Genomic DNA, 22,559 nt, shown 5'->3' with positions numbered 1-22,559 from the left:
TCAAGATTTTGATAGTTTTCTTTTGATTAAAAGCTGATATGCAGCGGGAATAACAAACATTGATAAAAGTGGAGCTGAAATCATGCCCCCAACCATAGGTAAAGCAATACGACTCATCAATTCAGAGCCCGTTCCAGTTCCTAAAAGGATAGGAATCAAACCCGCCAGAATGACAGCTACAGTCATCGCTTTAGGGCGAACCCGTAGTACTGCCCCTGTACGAAGGGCATCATTGAGTTGCTGCTCAGTTAAAGATGATAAATTTTGTTGAGCATGTTCTATCGCCTGCTTTAAATAAAACAACATGACCACTCCAAACTCTGCGGCAACACCGGCAAGTGCAATAAAGCCTACTGCAATGGCAATTGAGAAATTATAACCACTGAAATACATTGCCCAAATACCACCAATTAAAGCGAATGGTAGAGTCAGCATAATCAGAGCAGCATCTTGTACTTGTCTAAAAATCAGATACAGCAATAGAAAAATGATCATCAAAGTGATTGGTATTACTACCTTTAGGCGAGCATTTGCTCTTTCCATAAATTCAAATTGACCTGAATAACTAATACTCATACCCGCAGAGCGTTTCACTTGTTGGTCAATAGACTGTTTCAAATCCCGAACAACGGAGGCTAAATCACGTCCTTGTACATCAACATAGACCCAACCACTTGGACGAGCATTCTCACTTTTTAACATCGGAGGACCATCTGTGATTTGAATGTTGGCAACACTACTCAAAACAATTTGCTGACCTGATTCAGTCAGAATTGGTAAATTTCTTAATGCCTCAAGTGAATCTCGAATTTCTCGCGGATAACGTACATTAATAGGATACCTTGCTAACCCTTCAACAGTTTCACCAATATTTTCCCCACCAATTGCTGATGACACAATTTGCTGTACATCGGTGATATTGAGACCATAGCGTGCAGCTTCCATTCGATTAATATCGATATCAACATATCGCCCACCAGTGAGTCGTTCAGCTAAAGCTGAGCTAACACCGGGCACTTTTTTGGCAACCTGTTCAATTTGTTGTGCTACCCGATCAATATCTTGCAAATCATTTGCTGAAATCTTGATCCCGATTGGGCTTTTAACCCCGGTCGCCAACATATCAATTCTGTTACGAATAGGCGGCACCCAGATATTTGTTAAACCCGGTACTTGAACAGCTTTATCCAGTTCTTTTATCAACTTATCTGGTGTCATACCTGAACGCCATTCAGATCGTGGTTTAAACTGAATCGTGGTTTCAAACATTTCTAAAGGTGCAGGATCTGTAGCCGACTCTGCTCGCCCAGCTTTACCAAATACAGTGGCAACCTCTGGAACAGTTTTAATCATTCGATCAGTCTGTTGAAGTAATTCAGAAGCTTTTGCTGCGGACAATCCCGGTAAAGCTGAAGGCATATACAGTAAATCACCTTCATCCATATTAGGCAGGAACTCTCCACCTAATTGCGTTAAAGGAAAAAGACTGATAAGAAAAATGAGTAACGCACCTAATAACGTTGTCTTTGGATAAGCTAAGACTTTATCTAACATAGGACGGTATATTTTGATGAGAAAACGGTTTAATGGATTCCGTTGTTCAGATGGTAACTTCCCGCGAATCCAGTATCCCATCAAAACTGGAATCAATGTAATAGATAGCCCCGCAGCAGCAGCCATGGCATAAGTTTTAGTAAATGCCAATGGAGAGAACAATCGTCCTTCTTGTGCTTGCAAAGTAAAAATGGGAATAAAGGATAAAGTAATGATGAGTAAACAGAAAAATAAAGCAGGCCCAACCTCACTGGCAGAACGTGTAATGATGTCCCAACGCTCTTGTATTTCTAAAACTCGATCAGGATGTTCATGTTGCCAAGCTTCGATATGCTTATGTGCATTTTCGACCATAACCACAGATGCATCAACCATAGCACCAATCGCGATTGCAATCCCACCCAATGACATGATATTGGCATTTAGTCCCTGATAATACATCAATAAAAAGGCTGACAAGATTCCCAAAGGCAAAGAAACAATCGCAACCATTGCTGAACGTAAATGCCAGAGGAATAGCCCACAAACCAAAGCCACTACAATAAACTCTTCAATTAATTTATGGCTGAGATTCTCTACCGCCCGATCAATCAATTGACTGCGGTCATACACAGAAACAACTTGTACACCTTTCGGTAGACTTTGTTGTAATTCAGCAAGTTTTTCTTTTACAGCAGTAATGGTTTCACGTGCATTTTTACCAGCACGTAAAATCACAACACCTCCAACAGTTTCCCCTTGTCCATTGAGTTCAGTAATTCCACGACGCATTTCAGGACCGAGTTGAATCGTTGCAACATCTCCAAGAGTGATTGGAACACCTAAATCGTTTGTACGTAACGGAATCTGCCGAAAATCTTCTAATGTTTTTAAATAACCTGAAGCTCTCACCATATATTCAGTTTCAGCCATTTCTAGGACTGAACCGCCAGTTTCCTGATTTGCCTTTTGAATTGCTTCAATTATGCTTCGCTGAGTTATACCGAATGCTGCCATTTTGGTTGGGTCTAAAACAACTTGATATTGTTTAACCATCCCCCCAATTGTGGCGACCTCAGCCACATTTGGTACTGTCTTCAGTTCATACTTCAAAAACCAATCTTGTATGCTTCGCAGTTGTGAGAGATCATGTTGCCCTGTTGGATCAACCAAAGCATATTCGTAGATCCAACCAACACCTGTAGCATCTGGTCCTAATGAAGATTTTGCATTTGCAGGCATTCTTTCTTGTATTTGATTGAGATATTCCAATACACGAGAACGTGCCCAATAAAGATCAGTATGTTCATCAAAAATGACATAAACAAACGAATCACCAAAAAAAGAATAGCCCCGAACAGCTTTAACACCGGGTACTGATAACATGGTCGTTGTTAAAGGATAAGTCACCTGATTTTCAACAATTTGTGGTGCTTGACCGGGAAAATTAGTTCGCACAATCACTTGTACATCAGACAGATCTGGCAAAGCATCAACCGGAGTATTCTTGACAGCCCAAGTTCCCCAAACGGCAAGAACTACAGCAGCTAATAAGACAAATACTCGATTTGTAATTGAAAAACGAATAATACGGGCGATCATAATGGTTCTCCCGTTTAGTTCTGCATAGATGTCATAGACATCTTGGAAATGTCAGAAATAACATAAGCATCCCCAACACGTGTAAAACGAAAACTGACCTGCTCGCCTTGCTGAATTTGGGTAAATGGTTGTACTGGTTGTTTAAAGCTCATGGTCATAGCCCCCCACCCCAATTCAGCAATTGCATGATGTGAAATGGTAATGTCTTGAGCTGTAACTTTTTCCACTTTACCAATGCCTTGGTATATTGATGCCTTAGTCACTTGAGATGATGTAATCGATTGTCCAGTGTTCAGCTTATCCAGTACACCCTGTAAATTGGCCTCAGAATCAATTAGGAATTGTCCCGAAATCACGATTTTCTGACCAGCGTTCAAACCCTGTAGAATTGCTATTTTATTTCCGTCACTCTGTCCTAACTGTACAACAACAGGTTCGAAACGCCCTTTTTCATGTGCGACAATAATAATATTACGAGTACCTGTACGTATAACAGCTTGCTCTGGCACAACTAAACTGCTTTGAGGATTGTTGGAAAATTTGACAGAAGCAAACATTCCGGGCTTGAGTTGCCCCTCTCTATTGGGTAACTCAATACGAACTTTTATGGTTCTGCTTGTAGTATCTAATGTCGGTAAAATATCAATGACTTTGCCAGACACTTTTTGAGGGTACGCAGCAAAAGTTGCTTCGATTTTATCTCCTCGCTTTATCCCAGCAATTTGCGTTTCAGGCACTGCTGCTTCTAACCAAATTGGATTCACGCCTTTAATGGTGGCAAGTGTTTGCCCCATAGCTAAAGCCATTCCACTACGAACTTCTAGTGAGTCAATGAATCCACTCAAAGGAGCACTCAAAGTCATATTAGACTGTACTTGATGTGTCCGTTCGACTTGATGGATCACATTTGGTGGGATTCCCAGAAGCTGTAGGCGTTGTCGACTTGCTTGAATAAGAGAACGGTCTCCTATTTTAAGTACTGCCAAAAACTCAGTCTGTTCCCCAGTCCACTCAGGGATTGAAATATCAGCAATCGGACTCCCTTGAGTCACTATATCCCCGACTGCTTGGCCATAAACACGCTGAACAAAACCACTTGCTCGTGTTTGCAGAATTGCTACCTGTCGTTCATTCGCTTGTAATATGCCATTGGTTAACAAGGTATTGCCCATTACAGCCTGTTCGACTGTGGCATAACGAATGGCTAGATTTTGTTGAAGAGCTGGATCAATCTTTACTCCTGCACTTTCAGTTATTCCAGAAGTACTTTCATCCGCATACTTAGGGACTAACTGCATATCCATAAAAGGGGATTTCCCTGGCTTATCAAAATGCTGTTCTGGTTTCATTGGATCGTACCAGTACAACACTTTAGCAGTTGCCTGATCACTTACAGTTTGCTTTTCATCATTTTGATGCGCATACCAATATCCAATCCCACTACCGACTCCCAAGCTGCCCACAATCAAGCCAGCAATTACAAATGCCAATTTATTTTTTAACATTATCTTGACTCCTCAGCATGGTTTAAGGTGGGTTCTACAAAAGAAAAATAGAGCTGGGCTTTGATAATTGCTTGCTGTTGTTGTAAATCGATGAGACGTAATCGCTGATTTAGTAATGCTTGTCGTGTCTCAATGACATCTGACAAATTGGCTTTACCAGCCTGATAACTTGCTAACTGTAAAGTTACTTTTTCTTTAGCCAAAGGAAGTGTACTTTGAACGGTACGTTGGATTTGTCTTTCAAGAGCTTTTAAATCCGATAGCCCCTCATCTAACATGGTGAGATGGTCGCGGTATTTTATCTCCTGATCTGCTGTAATCCGATTTTGTTCAGCTAATGCTGCCTGAATGAGCGGACCACTACGTTTTTTTGAAAATATTGGTAGTTCTGTTGTCAGTTGTACACCAATCATATCTCCAAATTCAGGAGCACGATGCTGATAGGCAAGCTCAATACCCCAATCTGGTTTTTGAAGGGCTTGGGCTTGCTTAAGCTTTGCTTCAACAGTTTGCTTTTCTGCTTGGAATGCTTTTAGTTCAGGGTGTTGATGCAGATGATGATATAAACGTGATGTATCAAAATTAATTATAGGTTCTTGGGTAGGCAAACTTTCTATTTCAGTTGTACCACTAGAATCCTCACTGATTAATCGGTGTAATTCTAGTTTTGCCTTATTTATATCTCGAAGCAAATCATCTTTTTGATCAAGCAAAATAGTTTTGTCCAGCCTAGGGGAAATTGTATTAGCAACCATGGTTCGACCAGACGCAACCTGTGTTTGTGTAATCTGGGATAGCAATCCATTTTCTGAAAGAAGGTCATCATATAACGCCAGTTTACGCTCAAGATAAAAACGTTTAAGCCATGCCGATGCTACTTTTTGACGTAACTCAATTTGCAGAATTTCTGTTTGAGCATTTGCTGAACCCAATTCAGCTTTTGCTAATTCAACTTCAGCTAATCTTTTGGCACGATTTGGAAAATCTTGCATGATGCCAATCTTTTGCATCGTCATCCCCTCTTGTGTGACAGACCATGCAGCATCACCTGATACAGGGTAATTATCGAGACCCACAAATAGTTTAGGATTGGGCAAAATACCTGAAGCTGAAACTATATTCTCAGCACCTTCAATCTGAGCACTATTAGCTCTTAGAGCAGGCGCATATCGCTCAGCAAGCTTCAATGCTGTATCCAAAGTCAGTGGCTGGGCATAAGCATGTCCATAACTCAAGAAAAAACAGATCGTCGCAATCGAGCATCCACCCCATTTTAGGGACAGCTTTCCTTTATTAAAGTTCATATTTTTAGCTCTAAAATGATGTACACGCGCACGTGCAGAACACCCATAGAAAACTCTATGAATGATGAAGAATCATCAAATTAGTTAAAGCGTGGGGGTTTCCATAAATTGGAAAGATCAGATGAGATGAAATTTTGATTTAATGGAGAAAAAGTAGACTGTTCCGCAGGTAAAAAAATCATCGACTGCAAAACATCCAGCGCTGTAGATGTATATGCAATTTTAGAAAATGACATAATACAATCTTGCTTAGACATACATGATGGATCATGTAATTGCTTCTTAATCTTTACCTCAGCTTTCATACAATCCATGTGCATAGCACTTGCTTTTTCATGATCTTCAGAATTCATCATTTGCATGGATTGTGTATCTTGAGATGACATTAAACATGGGCTATGTACAGATGCAGCAGCTGCTGCCGATCCTACAATTAGGATAGCAAAAGATAAAAACAGCGATAAGCATGTCCTTAACAAGTGCATAACATCAAGACCAAAATTTAACCTTTTTAGTTTTACAGATTATCCTGTAAATAACAATCCTATAATTAATTAAACTAATTCATTAAACAGCGGTTGTTGGTTTATATCAACAACCGCCTTCTAAATTAAAACCGACTTATAACTTGATAAGTTATAAAGGAAAATAAATAAGCCAATGAAAAGAGATATACAGCCATTACGACTGGTTGTTTCCAACTCCCTGTTTCTCTTCGAATGGTCGCTAGTGTTGCTAAACAATGCGGGGCAAAGATAAACCAAACTAACAATGACATACCTGTCGCTAGCCCCCATCCATCCGGACCAGATATTTGAGATAATAAAGTCTGGGTAACTGCATCTTCATCACCAGACATTGCATAGATCACCCCTAACGCAGCAATAATCACTTCACGAGCTGCCATTGCAGGAATCAAAGCAATACAAATTTCCCAAGTAAATCCAATCGGAGCAAATATTGGATGGATTAGATGCCCTAACTGTCCAGCAATACTATAATTGATTGGTGGCATTGTTGGATTATCAGGTGGTAAAGGGAACGTTACCAAGAACCATAATAAAATAGAAAGTGCGACAATAATTCCACCAACTCTTTTTAAGAATATAGTTGCTCTATCATAAAGCCCCAAAGCTACATTTCGAACATCTGGAATACGGTATGTAGGTAATTCAAAAATGAAAATACTTTCAGTTTTATCTTTTCTGACTAATTTCAGGAATAAAGAAACCAATAAAGCGGATACGATTCCTGACATGTAAAGCCCGAACAGAACTAGACCTTGTAAACTGAGCCAACCATAAACCAACTTGTTTGGAATGAATGCAGCGATCAGCAAAGCATATACAGGTAGTCGTGCAGAACACGTCATTAAAGGTGCAATCATAATCGTTGCTAAACGATCTCTTTCAGAGCTAATACTTCTAGTCGCCATGACTCCGGGAATTGCACAAGCAAAGCTCGAAAGTAGTGGAATAAATGAACGCCCACTTAAACCAGCTTTAGACATCAGCTTATCTAACAAAAAAGCAGCTCTAGGTAAGTATCCCGATTCTTCTAAAATTAAAATAAAGAAAAATAAGATCAGAATTTGAGGCATGTACGCGAGTACACTACCAGCACCTGCAATTACACCATCAACGACCAAACTTCTTAAAAGTGGATGAGTAATCAGAGGTCCTATCGCCCCACCAAACCATGAAATCGAATCCTCAACAAAGGAAATTAACGGTTGAGCCCAAATAAAGACAGCCTGAAACATTACAAACATGGTAAAGGTCAATATTAATAATCCAAAAACTGGATGTAAGAATATTTTGTCCAAGAAAGCCGTTCGTTTATCACCATTATCATTTTTCAAGATGACTTGTTTTGTAATATATTTGATTTGGTCAAAGTGACTCAGATCAGAATGATAAGGGGCAACAAACAAATTCTTTTGATCCAATTGGGTCAATAGCCCCTGAATGCCTTTTGTTTTTACAGCTACTGACTCAACAACAGGAATACCTAAAAGCTGAGATAGCTTCGTTGTATCAATTGAAATCCCACGCTTTCTAACCTCATCCATCATGTTAAGAACAAGTAACATTGGTCTGTTTAAAGCCCTGACTTCAAGTACAAGACTTAAATGAAGATGAAGATTCGTAGCATCGACAACACATACAAAAATATCAGGTATAACTTCGCCTTTTAATTCACCAAAGCATACTGCTCTAGTTACCTCCTCATCTAAACTGCTCGGTTTTAAACTATAAGTCCCAGGCAAATCCAATACTCGAACGGTATCACCAGATGGCAGTTTAAAAAATCCCTCTTTCCGTTCTACCGTTACCCCAGCATAATTTGCAACTTTTTGACGAGTCCCTGTGAGGGTGTTAAAAAGTGATGTTTTACCGCAATTAGGATTACCAACAAGTGCAATATTTTTAGTGTCCATTGGTAATCTCTACAAAAATTCGTTCTGCTTCATTTTTTCTTAAGGCGAAACGTGAGGTTTCGATTTGAACCAACACAGGATCACCACCAAAAAGCCCTTTCGCAAGCACTTGTAAGGATTCACCTACTCTAAAGCCCAGCAGTTCTAAACGCTCCAGAACAGGATCATTTTTATCTTGATACTGTTCACCCTTTTTAAGATCAATGATTTTTACAGTCTGGTCTTGCTTTACTTGAAATAAATTCATTGTCAGCACCCTACTTCAACGCCAAAATTTTTCGAGCGCCATTCAGTACAAACAGTGAAACAAGAATACCAATAATCAAATCTGGGTAAGCTGAACCAGTCCATGCAACAAGTACACCTGCTAAAATAACCCCCATATTTACTATTACGTCATTAGCTGAAAAGATCCAACTCGCTTTCATATGGGCTCCGCCATCTCTATGCCCAGAAATGAGATACAAGCACGTCACATTGGCAATAAGTGCTAAGAAGCCAATAATGATCATCAAATCTGACTCTGGTTCACTACCGAACATGAAACGTCTGACAACATCAATAATAACGATCAAAGCTAATAAAAGTTGAATCCATCCTGCAAAATGAGCTGCTTTTAATTGGTATTTAGCCGCTTTCCCTACCGCGTAAAGTGCTATACCGTAAACGGCCGCATCAGCAAACATATCAAGAGAGTCCGCAATGAGCCCCGTCGATGCGGCAATAATTCCACTTATGAACTCAATAAAAAAAAGAACACCATTAATCGCTAGTAATAATTTAAGGACTTTCGCCTGCTTAGTCGGATCTGGTGTTTCAGGCAATTCCCCAGTGGCTTTTACTGTTTCCACGAGCTTTGCACCAAAACCTAGGGCTTCAAGTTTTGTGGTAATTTCATTAATCCCATTGGTATGGAAAACAACTAACTGTCTTTGCGCCAAATCAAAAGATAAACCTTTAACTTCATGCAAGGGAGAAAGTGCCATTCTTACCATTTGCTCTTCTGCCGAACAATCCATCTTCGGAATCAGAAAAGTACTAGCTTCTTGTGCTTGTTCTTTATTTTCATAAGCTTCAGTTTTATTTAATTTTGCCCCAAATCCAAGAGCTTCAAGTTTTGCAGTGATTTCATTACTTTCACCATTATGCAGAACTTTTAGGTTTCGGTTCGGCAAATCAAAAACCAAGCTCTTAACATCTACCAATGAAGATAAAGTCATCCGAACCATTTGTTCCTCTGCGGAACAATCCATTTTCGGGATGCTATAGTCACTGATGAAAGTCGCTGTATCTTCACTCCCCCTAATCTTTTCAGGTGAAGTTATCGAATCCGAACCACAGCATGAATTCGACTGCTTACTACCGCATGAATCTTTTTCATCAGGGTTAGGTTCTTGCTGTACCTCATTATCGCAACAAGAACTTTCACTTTCTTCTGTAGCTAAATCTTTAATTTTACAAGAATCTGTTTTTGATTCATTTTGTTTTTGCTTAGTGTCTTCACAAGAACTTTCTTGATTACAACCGCAACCACTCATTGATGTGCCTATAGTCATATCTTCACGTATTGCATATTAAAATCCCTATAGCTACTATAGAGTCAATAGATCAGGTGACTTGAAATGAACTTAAAAATTGGTGAATTATCTCAGCTATCCGGTTGCCCTGTTGTTACAATACGGTTTTATGAAAAAGAAGCTTTATTACTAGCCCCTAATCGTTCGGAAGCTAATTATCGACTTTATAACAAAGACCACTTAGAGCGACTTCTATTTATTCTTAATTGCCGAACTTTGAATATGAGCTTGGACGAAATAAAAATTTTATTAGCATACAAAGACAAACCTTGTGGAAACTGTAGTTCTATTAACATCTTAGTTGATAAACATATTCATCAATTAGAGCAGAATATCCAAAAACAGATTCAGCTTAAGCAACAACTTTCTGATTTAAGAAGCAAATGCTCTGGTTTTTTGGAAATTAACTCTTGTAAAGTACTTGAAGGGTTATCCGTAAGTTTAAAATAATTAAGAATGAATAATGGAATATCACCATTATTCATTCTTAATAAAATATTTAGAAAACTAATTCAATACCTGCCCCGTATAACCACCCCTTTTCAGAATTTGTAGCTTCTTGAAAAGTTGTTAATTTCTGTCCTTTTTCATATTGATAAGCGACATCAACAAATGGTCTTATACGCTTATTAATCTCGTAACGAGTTTTTAGACCTGTCTTTAACTCAGACAAACCTGACTTTGTAGCAAAATCAGAATTATCATTAAACACAATATCTGCTGCAATATATGGCTGAGTAATTAGCTTTTGAGTGAGTAATAGATCTCGATCAAACTCAAAACTGGCTCCCCAAAAATTATTTTCACCACCATAAAGGTAGGCTTTTGTCTCAAAGAAATAAGGTGCAAGGCCTAATAATCCAATAACGCCATCAATGCGATTACTATTACGGTTATTTTTGTCCTCACTATACCTTACCCCAGCTTGTACATCCCAAAATGGTGCAACATTTCTACTGTAAAGAGCTGATACATCATATTTGGGATCATTACTCTCCGCTTTATTCATATTAGCTTCAACAAACATTCGATTTTCATCTGTTCCAATCAATGCCTCGAAACTCGAACCTAAGCTGCCCTTTCCATCTTTATCAACTATCCACTCATTGGAAAATTTAGTTGTCTGATAAATTTGCCCACCATGCTCGTTCATATGATTTTGGCTAAAAGCTAAAGTTTCAGACCCTTTGCTGTTTGAAGACTTTTGATCAGTATTACGTTCAACATAGCCTAATCCGCCTGATTCGCGTAAAAGCACACTCATACTTGACGTACTCTTATTTAGATTTTCAGTCGAATTATCATTCGCAAATGCCATACCCGCTAAGCCAATTAAAGCAACAGATAAAATTGTTTTTGAATATAACTGTTTAGTGATGTGCATGTTGATTCACTCCCTCATGGCTAGTTTGAGGTTGGGCAACGATACTTTTCGTATCATCATCATTGCTATCTACATTTGCCACAATGAGTTTGTTCATCATTCCAGCTGCCATGTGATATAACAAATGGCAGTGGATAGCCCATTCACCCAATTCATCAGCAGTAAGTAAAGTTGTAACTGTTTTCCCCGGTGGCACAATGATCGTGTGTTTATTTGGCATATTACTTGGATCTTGACCATTTTCAAGCTGCATAAACATACCGTGCAAGTGCATTGGGTGAGCCATCATACTGTCATTCACAAATTTCAAGCGTATACGTTCCCCGTATTTCACTTTGAATGGTTCTGTTTCATTAAACTTCTTACCATTAATTGTCCAAATATAGCGCTCCATGTTCCCACCAAGACGGATTTCCATTTCACGTTCAGGGGCACGAGTATCTGGTTGAGGCTTTAAAGATTGTAAGTCACTATATTGAAGTGCTTTTTGACCAACAGGTGTTGAAGCATTTGCCCAGCCATATACAACATCACCATTCTTTTCTTGTGTAGGTGCATTAGATGTAGTCATTTGCATGCCATGGTTCATACCTGACATAGATTGATCTTTTGAGCTGTCTGTCATAGACGACATATCGTGATCCATGCCTTTCATTGAAGACATGTCATGGTTCATTCCAGACATTGACTGATCTTTTGAGCTGTCTGTCATAGACGACATATCGTGATCCATGCCTTTCATTGAAGACATGTCATGGTTCATTCCAGACATTGACTGATCTTTTGAGCTGTCTGTCATAGATGACATATCGTGATCCATACCTTTCATTGAAGACATGTCGTGATTCATGCCCGCCATAGAAGACATATCATGCCCCATCCCCATATCTTCCATAGTTAATAAAGAACGAGGACGTGACTTCGGCATTTTGATTTGATTTATTGGAGGAGTATTCTCATCATGTAAGGAACCAACTGAAAAACCACTCCTATCAATTGATTCTGCTTCAATTTGATAATTTGATTGTTTGGGTTCTACAATAACATCATACGTTTCAGCCGTCCCTATTCTGAATTCATCAACCGGAACAGGTTTCACTGGTTGCCCATCTGCACTGACTACCGTCATTTTCAAGTTAGGGATTCTGACGTCAAAGAATGACATTGCTGAGGCATTAATAAACCGAAGACGTACTTTTTCACCCGTCTTAAAATTACCAGTCCAATTTTGTTCTGGAGTCTTACCATTCATCAAAAAAGTATATTTTGTCACATCAGACATATCTGTCTTGAGCATTCGCATCTGGTTCCACATCGAACGGTCTTGCCATGTTGCTTTTAAACCATCTTTTTTAATTTGTTTAAAAACATCAAAAACAGTTTCACGACGGTTCTGATAATAGTCAGCTTCTTTCTTTAGATTATTCATGATTTTATCACTAGTTGAATCATGAAAATCTGAAAGTAATACGACATAATCCTTATCTGTTTTCTCAGCTACAGTTAAAGGTGTCCTATTTTTGGGGTAAATGACTAACGGACCATACAAGCCCTCTTGTTCTTGACCTTTACTATGCGAATGATACCAATAGGTACCATTTTGGCGTACCTTAAACTTATATTCGTAGGTCTTATTAGGGGCAATACCGTCAAACTGATTAAATCCGGGTACGCCATCCATGATGCCCGGTAGAATTAACCCGTGCCAATGAATAGAAGAATCTTGTTTTTTTAGCTTGTTATGGACACGAATAATAGCATCATCACCTTCCTCAAACTCAAGAAGAGGTGCAACAAATTTCCCATTAACCGTAATTCGTTTTAAAGGCTTACCTGTGATATTCACCGTTTGCTCAGCGATTGTTAAATCATATTCTTTAACTGCTGCCACAACCCAAGTTGATGAAAATAAACCGACTCCTATTAAAAGGACATGCGTTAATTTTGTAGACATTTATTTCACCTATCTAATATAAGGATGGGAGAATCAAGCAAACCTATTATTCGCTTTAATTTCCCCCGATCTTTCATTTATCGTATTTGTTATTTATTTGATGTATTTGACATGTTCATCTTTGAGTGGTCCATGTTCATCATACTGGAATTATCCATATTACTCATTTTAGATTGCCCCATATTCATCATCTTAGAATGATCCATCTGAGACATATCCGTCATGTTACCATGCTCATGCTGACTATGATCCTGTTGGGTTTTATCATCATTCTTCATATTACAAGGTTTTTGACATTTCTCTTGCGTCTTTGAATCGGCTTTAATTTCAGACACAACTGTAGTTCCTTGTTTCACATCTGCTGCCCAAGACTGAGTTCCTACAATTAAAGTACCAACACACATAAGAGTGGTTAAGCTACGGCTGAATAGAGTTTTCATGTTTTGCTCCAAAAATTAACTTTATGTAAATACCTTAAAGGCCTTCACTAAACATCTATGTGACATGAAAATGACATTTTTGTAATCTACAACGAATCACGTATTTATAACGTTATTATGTTCTTAATGAGTGATATGGGATTTTTATCAATGAGAATCTTACTAGTTGAAGATGAACAAAAAACCGGTGACTACCTTAAACAAGGTCTATCTGAAGCTGGGTATATAACGGATTGGGTAACGGATGGATTATCTGGTAAACATCAAGCGCTTTCCGAAGAATATGACCTCATCATTTTAGATGTGATGCTTCCAAAGCTAGATGGTTGGGATATCATTTATGATATCCGAAAAAGTGGCAAAACTATGCCTATTCTTTTTCTTTCAGCACGTGATCAAATTGAAGATCGTGTGAAAGGCTTGGATTTAGGTGCTGATGATTATCTAGTCAAGCCTTTTGCTTTTGCTGAGTTATTAGCACGAATTAAAAGCTTACTCCGACGGGGACAACAAAAAGAAGATAGTAACCTTATTACAATTGCTGATCTTGAACTTGATCTTCGTAAACGCCGCGTCACTCGCGCTGGGCAACGTATTGACTTAACAGCTAAAGAATTCGCGCTGATGGAATTATTTATGCGTAGACGTGGTGAGATATTACCTCGTACGCTCATTGCCTCTCAAATATGGGACATGAATTTTGATAGTGATACCAACGTTGTAGAAGTCGCTATCAAACGTTTGCGCAGTAAAATTGACAGTAATTTTAGCCCAAAGCTGATACAGAACATACGTGGAATGGGGTATGTTTTAGAGGTAGAAGATGACTCGTAAATTGTTTAATGCAATCAGCTTTCGTATAGCAATCATCTTTTCTCTTTCTACTGTTATCATCTTAATGATTATGGGGTTGGTTATTCACAAGCTCGTAATGCATCATTTTGAAGCTCAAGACCGAACTCAATTAGAAGGCAAAATTCAACTTATAGAGAATCTACTTGAACAGAACCCATCTAACTCTCAAGAACTAAATTTATATTTAAAAGATGCCTTAATTGGACATCACGATCTGATTGTTCAGATTGAACGTCCAACAGGTCAAGTTATTTTTAGCTCAGCACCATCAGTAATTCATCCCCAAGCACTCAACAAATCAAAACAAGATCCATGGCTTGAATGGAAAATTAAAAATAAGACTTATCGTGGATTAATTTATAAAAAGACTTTTGATCATAATGACTCGTTTATATCAGCTCAGATTATTGTTGGAATCGATACCTCTGAGCATCTACATTTCTTAAATGACTTTAGACGTCAACTTTTATACATTGGATTTGTGGGTACAATTTGTTTAATGTTCTTAGGGTGGTTCGCAGCATGGCGAGGGCTACGTCCAGTACAACAAATGGCAAAAGTAGCAGAGGGTATCTCAGCCCAACATCTTTCTGAACGTTTAGAAGTCGAAAATACTCCAACCGAACTTAAATCACTGGCTGTCGCTTTTAATGATATGTTAGATCGGCTAGAAGCCGCAGTAGAAAAACTTTCAGATTTTTCATCTGATCTTGCTCATGAAATAAGAACACCTATTAACAATTTGATGACTCAAACTCAAGTATGTTTATCTCGTAGTCGAAATATTAATACTTATCAGGAAGTTCTATTTTCAAATTTAGAAGAGTTTGAGCATTTAGCTCGCATGGTCTCTGATATGCTATTTTTGGCAAAAGCAGAACATGGTCTACATTTACCTAACCTACAACAGGTTAATTTAGTTAAAGAAGTTTCAGCATTATTTGATTTTTATGATGCTATCGCTGCTGAAAAGGGAATGTCACTCGAACAGAGTGGTTCAGGTAGTATAAAAGGTGATCCTTTAATGCTACGCCGCGCTTTAAGTAATTTGTTATCGAATGCAATTAAATATGGCAAATCAGATTCGGTCATCAAAATCAATTGCCAACAAAGCTTTGATAAAACTGTTTTTACAATTGAGAATGAAAGCTCACCTTTATCATCAGACCAGCTAAATCGATTATTTGACCGTTTTTATAGAACAGATGCTTCCAGACAGCGAGTTGAGGAAGGTACTGGCTTAGGGCTAGCAATTACCAAATCTATTCTTGATGTGCATGGAGCTTCCATTCAAGCGACTTATAACGAGGGACATATTTCTTTTAAAATTATCTTTAAAAATTAGTGATATCTCGGTTATTAAGCACTCATTCTAATGATGCTTACCACTCATTAACTTACGCTAATGAGTGGTAAGTCGTGATTATTTTTGATGACGTAATCGTAAGGCATTACCAATTACCGATGCTGAGCTTAGGCTCATTGCTAATGCAGCAATCATAGGCGAGAGTAACCAGCCAGTAAATGGATATAAAATACCCGCTGCTAAAGGAATACCTAAAGCATTATAAAGAAATGCGAACATAAGGTTCTGCTTCATGTTTTTAATGGTTGCTTCTGATAATGAACGAGCAATTTCAATACCACGTAAGTCACCTTTTACTAATGTAACTTGGGCACTATTCATTGCTACATCAGTACCCGTGCCCATTGCGATTCCAATATCAGCTTGAGCCAAGGCTGGTGCATCATTAATTCCATCACCAGCCATAGCAACAATTCTCCCTTCTTTTTGCAATTTTGTGACCAAATCTAATTTATCAGCAGGTTTAACCTCACCATAAACCTCACTAATTCCTAACTTAGCCCCAACTGATTTTGCTGTAGTTAGCCCATCACCTGTTGCCATGATGATTCTTAAACCTGAGTCTTCCAACGATAAAAGGGCCTCTGGAGTGCTTGCTTTGATTGGATCTGAAACTGCCAGAAGACCTAGCAGTTTTCCATCGGCTGCCAAATACATAACACTGGCACCTTCAGCTCTTAATACCTCTGCTTGTGGAATAAGAGTGTTAACAGATATCCCTAATTGCTTCATCAGTGCCGTATTGCCTAGCGCTAATTTTTGTCCGTTTATCTCTCCATTAACACCAATACCTGAACCTGATTCAAATGAAGTAGGTTTACTTAAAGTAAGATTTCGCTCACGGGCGGCACGTACAATTGCATTTGCTAAAGGATGCTCACTGCCCTGATCTAAACTCGCAGCTAAACGGAGGACTTCATTCTTTTCATATCCTGAAGTGGCTACTACTTTATTGAATGATGGTTGTCCTTCTGTCAAAGTTCCTGTTTTATCAATAATCAATGTATCAATTTTACGTAGATTCTCTATTGCGGCAGCGTCTCGAAAAAGTACTCCATTTGATGCACCTCGCCCTGTTGCTACCATAATTGACATTGGCGTAGCTAATCCCAAAGCACATGGGCATGCGATGATTAAAACAGCTACTGCATTGATTAATCCATAAACCCAACTAGGTTCAGGTCCGAATAGCCCCCACCCCAAAAAAGTTAGAACAGCAATACCTATAACCCCCATAACAAATCGTCCTGCAACATGATCCGCCATCCGCTGCATAGGTGCTTTTGAACGTTGAGCCTGAGCAACCATTTGCACGATTTGAGAAAGTACGGTTGATGATCCAACTTTTTCTGATCGCATCACCAATGAACCATTCATGTTCATTGTTGCACCAATGACTTGATCACCCACACGTTTTGTAACTGGCACAGGTTCACCAGTTAACATCGATTCATCTACAGAGCTTGAACCTTCTGTAATGACTCCATCAACAGGAACTTTTTCACCGGGGCGTATCCGTAATAAATCGCCTACGTGTACATGAGATAGTGGAATATCTTCTTCTATACCATCAACACTGATTTTTCTTGCTGTTTTAGGTGCTAGCCCAAGTAGGGATTTAATTGCCGCTGAAGTTTGGGAACGTGCTTTTAACTCTAGCACTTGACCTAACAATGTGAGAGAAATAATCGCTGCGGTCGCCTCAAAATACACAGCAACACGCCCCATAGATACAAATGAGTCTGGAAATACTTGAGGTACTATTGTTCCAACAAGGCTGTATATAAAAGCAGCTCCTGTACCTATTCCAATCAAGGTCCACATATTTGGACTCCGATTCCAGATTGACTGCCAACATCTCACAAAAAATGGCATTCCTGCCCACAAAACAATTGGTAAAGTCAGTACCAGTTCAATCCAGCTTTGCACCTGCATTTCGAACCAGTTCAATTGATGACCAAACATTGCTAAGAAAACTACAATAATGGTTAGCGGTAAGGTCCACCAAAATCTATGCTTAAAATTCTTGAGTTCTGGGTTTTCATCAGCGTCATCTAAGTCAGGAAGTAAAGGCTCTAACGACATACCACAGATCGGACAATTTCCCGCATGGTTCTGTCTAATTTCAGGATGCATTGGACAAGTGTATATCGTGAAGGTATTAACATGAGCAGGCTGATTAACTTCATTTGAATCCTCACCATCCCTCTTTTGTGGTTCTTTTAACGTAACTACATTCTCAACTTTAGTAATATAAAAATGAGGATCACTTTTAAACTTTATGTGGCATTTCTCACTACAAAAGTAAAAAGTTCTATTTTTAACTTCTTCATAAAACTTGGATGCTTCTGTAACTGTCATACCACAGACAGGGTCAGTAAGTCTGTTATTGAGTACTTTGTTTTCATGATGATGGTCCATAAAAGCCTCCTTCATATTTAATTTTTTAAATTAATAATTTCATTAAGATGGAAATAGACTCCCTCTTATTAGTTTGTTTAGTGATCATTGTTTTCTTTAAAGCCAGTGTACCACTTGTGGTTTTTTAATTTTTAAAATGACAAAAATGTAATTTTGAAGTCATCGGGATGTTTCTCTCATCCTTTAATAATAAGCGTGAGAAAGGTGATGACCAAGCAACCAATTGATGCATTTCATTCGGTCATTACTGAGCCCAAGATTAGTTTAAAGAGGATGAAGAAATGAAAATTTTCAAAAATAAAATGTCAGCTCTACGTAACACTCTCGTAGGTGCAACACTGATTGTTACTGCTTCAAGTGCATTTGCACACGTGAAACTTGAAAGTGCAATTCCTGCGATCAATGCTTCTGTAGCAAGTCAACCAAAAAACATAACACTCAATTTTGGTGAAGAAGTCATGCTAATGAACGTTAAGTTACTTGATGCCCAACGTAAGGATATCCCTTTGAACTACCAAATAACTCATGATATGAAAAAATCATTTGACGTAGCGGTTCCAAAACTAAAAAAAGGAAAATATACGGTGGTTTGGACCACAATGGGTACCGATGGCCATAACATGAATGGTGAATATAATTTCACTATTAAATCGGCAAAATAACAATGAGTGAAAATAGTCAACATGCCAGCAGCTTGCTGGCATGTTGCTATAATAAAGGGAGAAAAATATGATTCCTGAGACTTGGATATATGCAACATGGTTGGTTAAAGTCATTTTATATTTAGGGATTGCATTTGTTATTGGCGGTGCTTTCTGCTATTTCTTACTTGGACGTTATGTTGAAATCAAGGAGACTATTCTAAAATACATGACTATTGGTACAGGTTTAGGCCTTTTTTCAAGTGTTCTCGGCTTCTTCATTCTTATAGGAAGTTTTGCCAACACTGGCCTTTCAGGTATGTGGGATAGCAACTATATAAATATACTAGTCAATACTCCTACTGGACATGTCTCTATCATTCGATCAATCAGTTTTGCACTTTTACTCATATTTATGATAGTCAAACTTAGTAAAGGGACGATTGATATTTCCAAAACTGAAGGAGCAATCTTTACCATACTGCTCACACCAATCGTTTTAAGTTTTTCACAACTCGGACACGTCACGAATTTACCCTTATTCGCTCAAGCTTTGTTATCAATACATGTACTTGTAATGTCCTTATGGATGGGGTCGCTTTATCCATTATGGAAAACAAGCAAAAAAATTAATGGCTTACCACTTAAAGAACGTATGCATCTATTTGGGCAAATAGCAGCCTTTATTGTAGGAATACTCATCGCTTGTGGTCTTAGTATTGCTTTATTACTCTTTAAAGATTTTAATACTCTAATCAATACACCTTATGGGCATGGATTTATTATTAAAATATTATTTGTCCTAAGTATTTTATTGTTAGCAGCCTTTAACAAATGGTATTTCACACCTCGCTTACAAGACCCGAAATTTGCGAAACAATTGGGCTATGCCATTTTATTTGAGATGTCATTAGGTCTATCAATTCTTTTAGCCACTGGTTATATCACCACTGTAGTCGGTATTGAGTAAAAAAGGATCACGCTATGACTTCATGGATGAAGTACAATTTATTATTTTTCATTTTTTTGAATACGACATCATGGGCTGAACCTAGCACTTCAAAAACGATTCGCTCCTTAGATGATACCGAATTACGTAATATCACTGATCATAATCATGGCGACACCAAAGTCGAAGAGAATAAAGACCATCATTCTAAAGATAAACAACTACGTAATGAAGATAGTAGACAACAAAAAGTTATAAATGGATTAATGTTACAAAAGCCTAACGTACTACCGCCCTCCAAATAAACGATACTTAAGTAATGTTTATTGATTCAATAAGTAGTTCAAATTTTTTAATAAAAAATAGTAGCAATATTACTGTTGGGGGCTTCTTAGCCCCCAACAGTATTTAATTCAGAGCTTGAACCGACTGCTGTAAGCCTTTCTGAATATCTTGAACATGAGTGAGATCATGCGTTTGCTGATGCTCTGTTTGAGATTCAACGCTGTAAAACTCCTCCACTATATCCAAACCCTCTTCACCTCCCACCTCAAAGCAGGCATTACCATAACCCTGCCGTGCCACATGATCCAAAGCCTCCTGATAGAACCCTGCTGTCTTACTTTGTTCATCCATCTGTTTGGCTGAACTAATCGCATCTTTCAGGTTTGTGCCATCACGTAAAGTCAGATCCACGTAGTAGATCGGGGTACGGTAACTTTGTGTGGTGCTTTTACCTCGCAAGGTCAATTGCAATGGCAAACAAGAAAGTAAGTCACCCGATGCTGCGTGATAGTAACGAAGTCGAGCTGCCAAAGTGCGGATGCTGTTAAAGCCTGTGGTTCTAAAGATGAAAGTACCAAACTCATCTGATTCATCTAAGTTGACGTAGAGTCTGCCATAGGGCTTGCATAATCCACCCTGTGCCAATGGACATAAATCAGGGGATGGACAAGGATGTTGTTCAATGCCATTTTGACCGAGTCGCTGACAGCTTTCGCCATTGCCTGAACAGATTAAACGTCCAGTTTGGCGGTCAAATAGGCTGTACTCTGCTCTTAAGTTGAGATCGGGATCATTGAAGATCATGCGGACTGGAATGCTTCTCAGCTTTTGGTTCTGATTGGGCGCTTTGGCACGTAGTTGCTCATCCAGTGGATGTTTGACCCACCCATCTTTATTTTGGATTTGGCTGGTAATGGTAAATTGATCATCTTTTTCAGGCAGACGTTTTCCATTCTTTTCGACAATTTTGCCGATACTGATACGCCCCAACACAGGTGGGGTAATAGCTAAACCTTTAATCATGATGATGTACTCTATATAGATGTTGAAATGGCGTTTAAATTTGGATAAATAAATTTTGGGCATAAAAAATCCCATACTTGTTTGGGGTATGGGATCAGTTGGTTGGGGTGTTAGTTAAATTGAAATGGGTTACTTGGGTATCAGCCCTATCCACCATTCGGATAAATCTGAAAGCGTCGTGTTCCTGCTTTGGTTTGGGGAAATTGCTGTAGGTATTCAGGATGCTGTTTAAGCAATGATTTACTGTCTAGGCTGATTGAGTCTTGTGATTTCTTCCATGTGACTGAACCACCTGTAAATACCGCTCGCTCTGCTTCTTTCATCATCATTTGTAGTTGATGTTTCAGTTCATCAAAATACTGCTGGTGTTGTTCAACTTTATGTCGCTCCTCTAGTAACTGATTAAACAAATAATTAGCTTGTTCATTTTGGGTCAGGTCTTCTACTGTTAATGGAATCTGTTCAGGATAAAGTTGTTGCAAGGCTTTAGCTGCTGAATCCGAAGCATCTACACTGGGTGGAATACCTGTTTCGACACATTGCCAGAAATGACGTTCCGCATTAATGATGTGCTGAATCACAGTTTCATTACGAGTCACTTTATAGATTTTGGTTTCATGCCCACAGATCAAGGCACAAATATGCGCTGCCTGTTTACCTGTCACTGCCAATTGATGCTGTACCTGACACAGCACATATAAAGGCACGCCATCTCGCCATAGTTTTGCGCCATATTCCCCCACGGTTTTACATTCCAAAATTTGCACTTCTTCATTACCGACTACAGCATAATCCAAGTTCGCCAACATAAACTGTTTGTCTTCATCAGGGTGTTGCAATACTGCATTAACTCGACGGACTTTATGATTGGTGTGCATGCTGTAGTATTCAGCCACCAAAGGTTCTAGCTTTTTTCCCCAGTACAAGGGTGCGTAACCTGCACTTTCATCCTCGATGTTTTGTTGCATCCGCCCTGTCTTGATCATCCACAGTTCCAGCATCGACATATAGGGATTCAGTCCACAGGCCGTTGCTGCATCACTGCTGCCAATACCCTGTTTTCTGACTTCTAACCATTGTTGATAGTTCATCTGTTTGGTGTTGGCAAGTCTTTTTGCTGTAAGGGCTTTGGTCTTTCGTGGTTGCGTATTCGGTCGATCTCGTTTGGTTCGGGTTCCCACCTCAATCTGCTGAATGGATTGATTTAGATTCGGTAAATAGGGTTGTAGTGGTGGGTTATTTAGCGTGTTTTGAATTTGAGTATGACTATTCATTGCAAT

Annotated in this window: 19 protein-coding genes; 6 read left to right on the top strand and 13 right to left on the bottom strand. The window is 38.8% G+C overall.

Features of this window, described 5'->3' with window-relative positions; genetic code table 11:
- The 7 genes from ACZ5QH_RS05940 to ACZ5QH_RS05910 form a co-directional block, all read right to left on the bottom strand.
- Positions 1-3,135: an efflux RND transporter permease subunit gene (locus ACZ5QH_RS05940; protein WP_004699728.1), complete on the bottom strand. Its 3,135-nt coding sequence runs from the start codon at positions 3,133-3,135 to the stop codon at positions 1-3.
- Positions 3,136-3,149: 14 nt separating this feature from the next.
- The gene (locus ACZ5QH_RS05935; RefSeq protein WP_016651922.1) at positions 3,150-4,640 is read right to left on the bottom strand and encodes an efflux RND transporter periplasmic adaptor subunit; all 1,491 of its coding nucleotides are present in this window, start codon (positions 4,638-4,640) and stop codon (positions 3,150-3,152) included.
- Positions 4,640-5,944 (bottom strand): TolC family protein, encoded by a 1,305-nt coding sequence (locus ACZ5QH_RS05930; RefSeq protein WP_016651921.1) that lies wholly within the window; start codon positions 5,942-5,944, stop codon positions 4,640-4,642. Before ACZ5QH_RS05930 ends, ACZ5QH_RS05935 begins: the two co-directional genes overlap by 1 nt.
- Positions 5,945-6,024: 80 nt before the next feature.
- A complete protein-coding gene (locus tag ACZ5QH_RS05925; protein ID WP_004699723.1) occupies positions 6,025-6,429 on the bottom strand; it encodes a hypothetical protein in 405 nt (134 codons plus the stop codon).
- Between the two features lie 125 nt (positions 6,430-6,554).
- Positions 6,555-8,384, bottom strand: coding sequence for a ferrous iron transporter B (feoB, locus tag ACZ5QH_RS05920; RefSeq protein ID WP_004699721.1), 1,830 nt, complete (start codon positions 8,382-8,384; stop codon positions 6,555-6,557).
- The gene (locus ACZ5QH_RS05915; protein ID WP_004699719.1) at positions 8,374-8,631 is read right to left on the bottom strand and encodes a FeoA family protein; all 258 of its coding nucleotides are present in this window, start codon (positions 8,629-8,631) and stop codon (positions 8,374-8,376) included. The genes feoB and ACZ5QH_RS05915 overlap by 11 nt, the downstream gene beginning before the upstream one ends.
- Before the next feature lie 10 nt (positions 8,632-8,641).
- Positions 8,642-9,922 (bottom strand): cation efflux transmembrane domain-containing protein, encoded by a 1,281-nt coding sequence (locus ACZ5QH_RS05910; RefSeq protein ID WP_004699717.1) that lies wholly within the window; start codon positions 9,920-9,922, stop codon positions 8,642-8,644.
- 84 nt (positions 9,923-10,006) lie between these two features.
- Here ACZ5QH_RS05910 and cadR point away from each other — a divergent pair, with 84 nt between their 5' ends.
- On the top strand, positions 10,007-10,411 hold the full coding sequence (gene cadR / locus ACZ5QH_RS05905) for a Cd(II)/Pb(II)-responsive transcriptional regulator (protein WP_004699715.1): 405 nt from the start codon (positions 10,007-10,009) through the stop codon (positions 10,409-10,411).
- 49 nt (positions 10,412-10,460) lie between these two features.
- Here cadR and ACZ5QH_RS05900 read toward each other — a convergent pair whose 3' ends face one another.
- The 3 genes from ACZ5QH_RS05900 to ACZ5QH_RS05890 all read right to left on the bottom strand — a co-directional run bounded on the left by ACZ5QH_RS05900 (position 10,461) and on the right by ACZ5QH_RS05890 (position 13,739).
- Positions 10,461-11,345, bottom strand: a complete 885-nt coding sequence (locus tag ACZ5QH_RS05900) for a copper resistance protein B (RefSeq protein WP_004801527.1) — start codon at positions 11,343-11,345, stop codon at positions 10,461-10,463.
- A complete protein-coding gene (locus ACZ5QH_RS05895) occupies positions 11,332-13,299 on the bottom strand; it encodes a multicopper oxidase domain-containing protein (protein ID WP_151956188.1) in 1,968 nt (655 codons plus the stop codon). Before ACZ5QH_RS05895 ends, ACZ5QH_RS05900 begins: the two co-directional genes overlap by 14 nt.
- 89 nt (positions 13,300-13,388) lie before the next feature.
- Positions 13,389-13,739 carry a hypothetical protein gene (locus tag ACZ5QH_RS05890; protein WP_004801531.1) on the bottom strand — a complete coding sequence of 117 codons (351 nt, stop codon included), beginning with the start codon at positions 13,737-13,739 and terminating at the stop codon, positions 13,389-13,391.
- 150 nt (positions 13,740-13,889) lie between these two features.
- Here ACZ5QH_RS05890 and ACZ5QH_RS05885 point away from each other — a divergent pair, with 150 nt between their 5' ends.
- Both ACZ5QH_RS05885 and ACZ5QH_RS05880 read left to right on the top strand, forming a co-directional pair.
- Positions 13,890-14,573 (top strand): heavy metal response regulator transcription factor, encoded by a 684-nt coding sequence (locus ACZ5QH_RS05885; protein WP_004722337.1) that lies wholly within the window; start codon positions 13,890-13,892, stop codon positions 14,571-14,573.
- The gene (locus tag ACZ5QH_RS05880) at positions 14,563-15,939 is read left to right on the top strand and encodes a heavy metal sensor histidine kinase (protein ID WP_016651919.1); all 1,377 of its coding nucleotides are present in this window, start codon (positions 14,563-14,565) and stop codon (positions 15,937-15,939) included. Before ACZ5QH_RS05885 ends, ACZ5QH_RS05880 begins: the two co-directional genes overlap by 11 nt.
- A gap of 78 nt (positions 15,940-16,017) precedes the next feature.
- On the opposite strand, the gene ACZ5QH_RS05875 is transcribed toward ACZ5QH_RS05880, so the two are convergent.
- Positions 16,018-18,381 carry a heavy metal translocating P-type ATPase gene (locus ACZ5QH_RS05875; protein ID WP_016651918.1) on the bottom strand — a complete coding sequence of 788 codons (2,364 nt, stop codon included), beginning with the start codon at positions 18,379-18,381 and terminating at the stop codon, positions 16,018-16,020.
- A 281-nt stretch (positions 18,382-18,662) separates the two neighbouring features.
- Between ACZ5QH_RS05875 and ACZ5QH_RS05870 the strand changes: the two genes are divergently transcribed.
- The 3 genes from ACZ5QH_RS05870 (at position 18,663) to ACZ5QH_RS05860 (ending at position 20,276) form a co-directional block, all read left to right on the top strand.
- Positions 18,663-19,043, top strand: coding sequence for a copper resistance CopC family protein (locus tag ACZ5QH_RS05870; protein ID WP_004722340.1), 381 nt, complete (start codon positions 18,663-18,665; stop codon positions 19,041-19,043).
- Positions 19,044-19,110: 67 nt separating this feature from the next.
- The gene (locus ACZ5QH_RS05865; RefSeq protein WP_004801541.1) at positions 19,111-19,992 is read left to right on the top strand and encodes a copper resistance D family protein; all 882 of its coding nucleotides are present in this window, start codon (positions 19,111-19,113) and stop codon (positions 19,990-19,992) included.
- Between the two features lie 14 nt (positions 19,993-20,006).
- On the top strand, positions 20,007-20,276 hold the full coding sequence (locus tag ACZ5QH_RS05860) for a hypothetical protein (protein ID WP_004722342.1): 270 nt from the start codon (positions 20,007-20,009) through the stop codon (positions 20,274-20,276).
- A gap of 103 nt (positions 20,277-20,379) precedes the next feature.
- Here ACZ5QH_RS05860 and ACZ5QH_RS05855 read toward each other — a convergent pair whose 3' ends face one another.
- Together ACZ5QH_RS05855 and ACZ5QH_RS05850 are read right to left on the bottom strand one after the other, a co-directional pair.
- Positions 20,380-21,279: a recombination directionality factor gene (locus tag ACZ5QH_RS05855; RefSeq protein ID WP_004801544.1), complete on the bottom strand. Its 900-nt coding sequence runs from the start codon at positions 21,277-21,279 to the stop codon at positions 20,380-20,382.
- A gap of 146 nt (positions 21,280-21,425) precedes the next feature.
- A complete protein-coding gene (locus tag ACZ5QH_RS05850) occupies positions 21,426-22,553 on the bottom strand; it encodes a YqaJ viral recombinase family nuclease (protein WP_004801545.1) in 1,128 nt (375 codons plus the stop codon).
- Positions 22,554-22,559 lie beyond the last annotated feature (6 nt).

The sequence above is a fragment of the Acinetobacter sp. Ac8 genome, from assembly GCF_055392545.1.
This window is presented reverse-complemented; position numbering and strand designations above follow the sequence as displayed.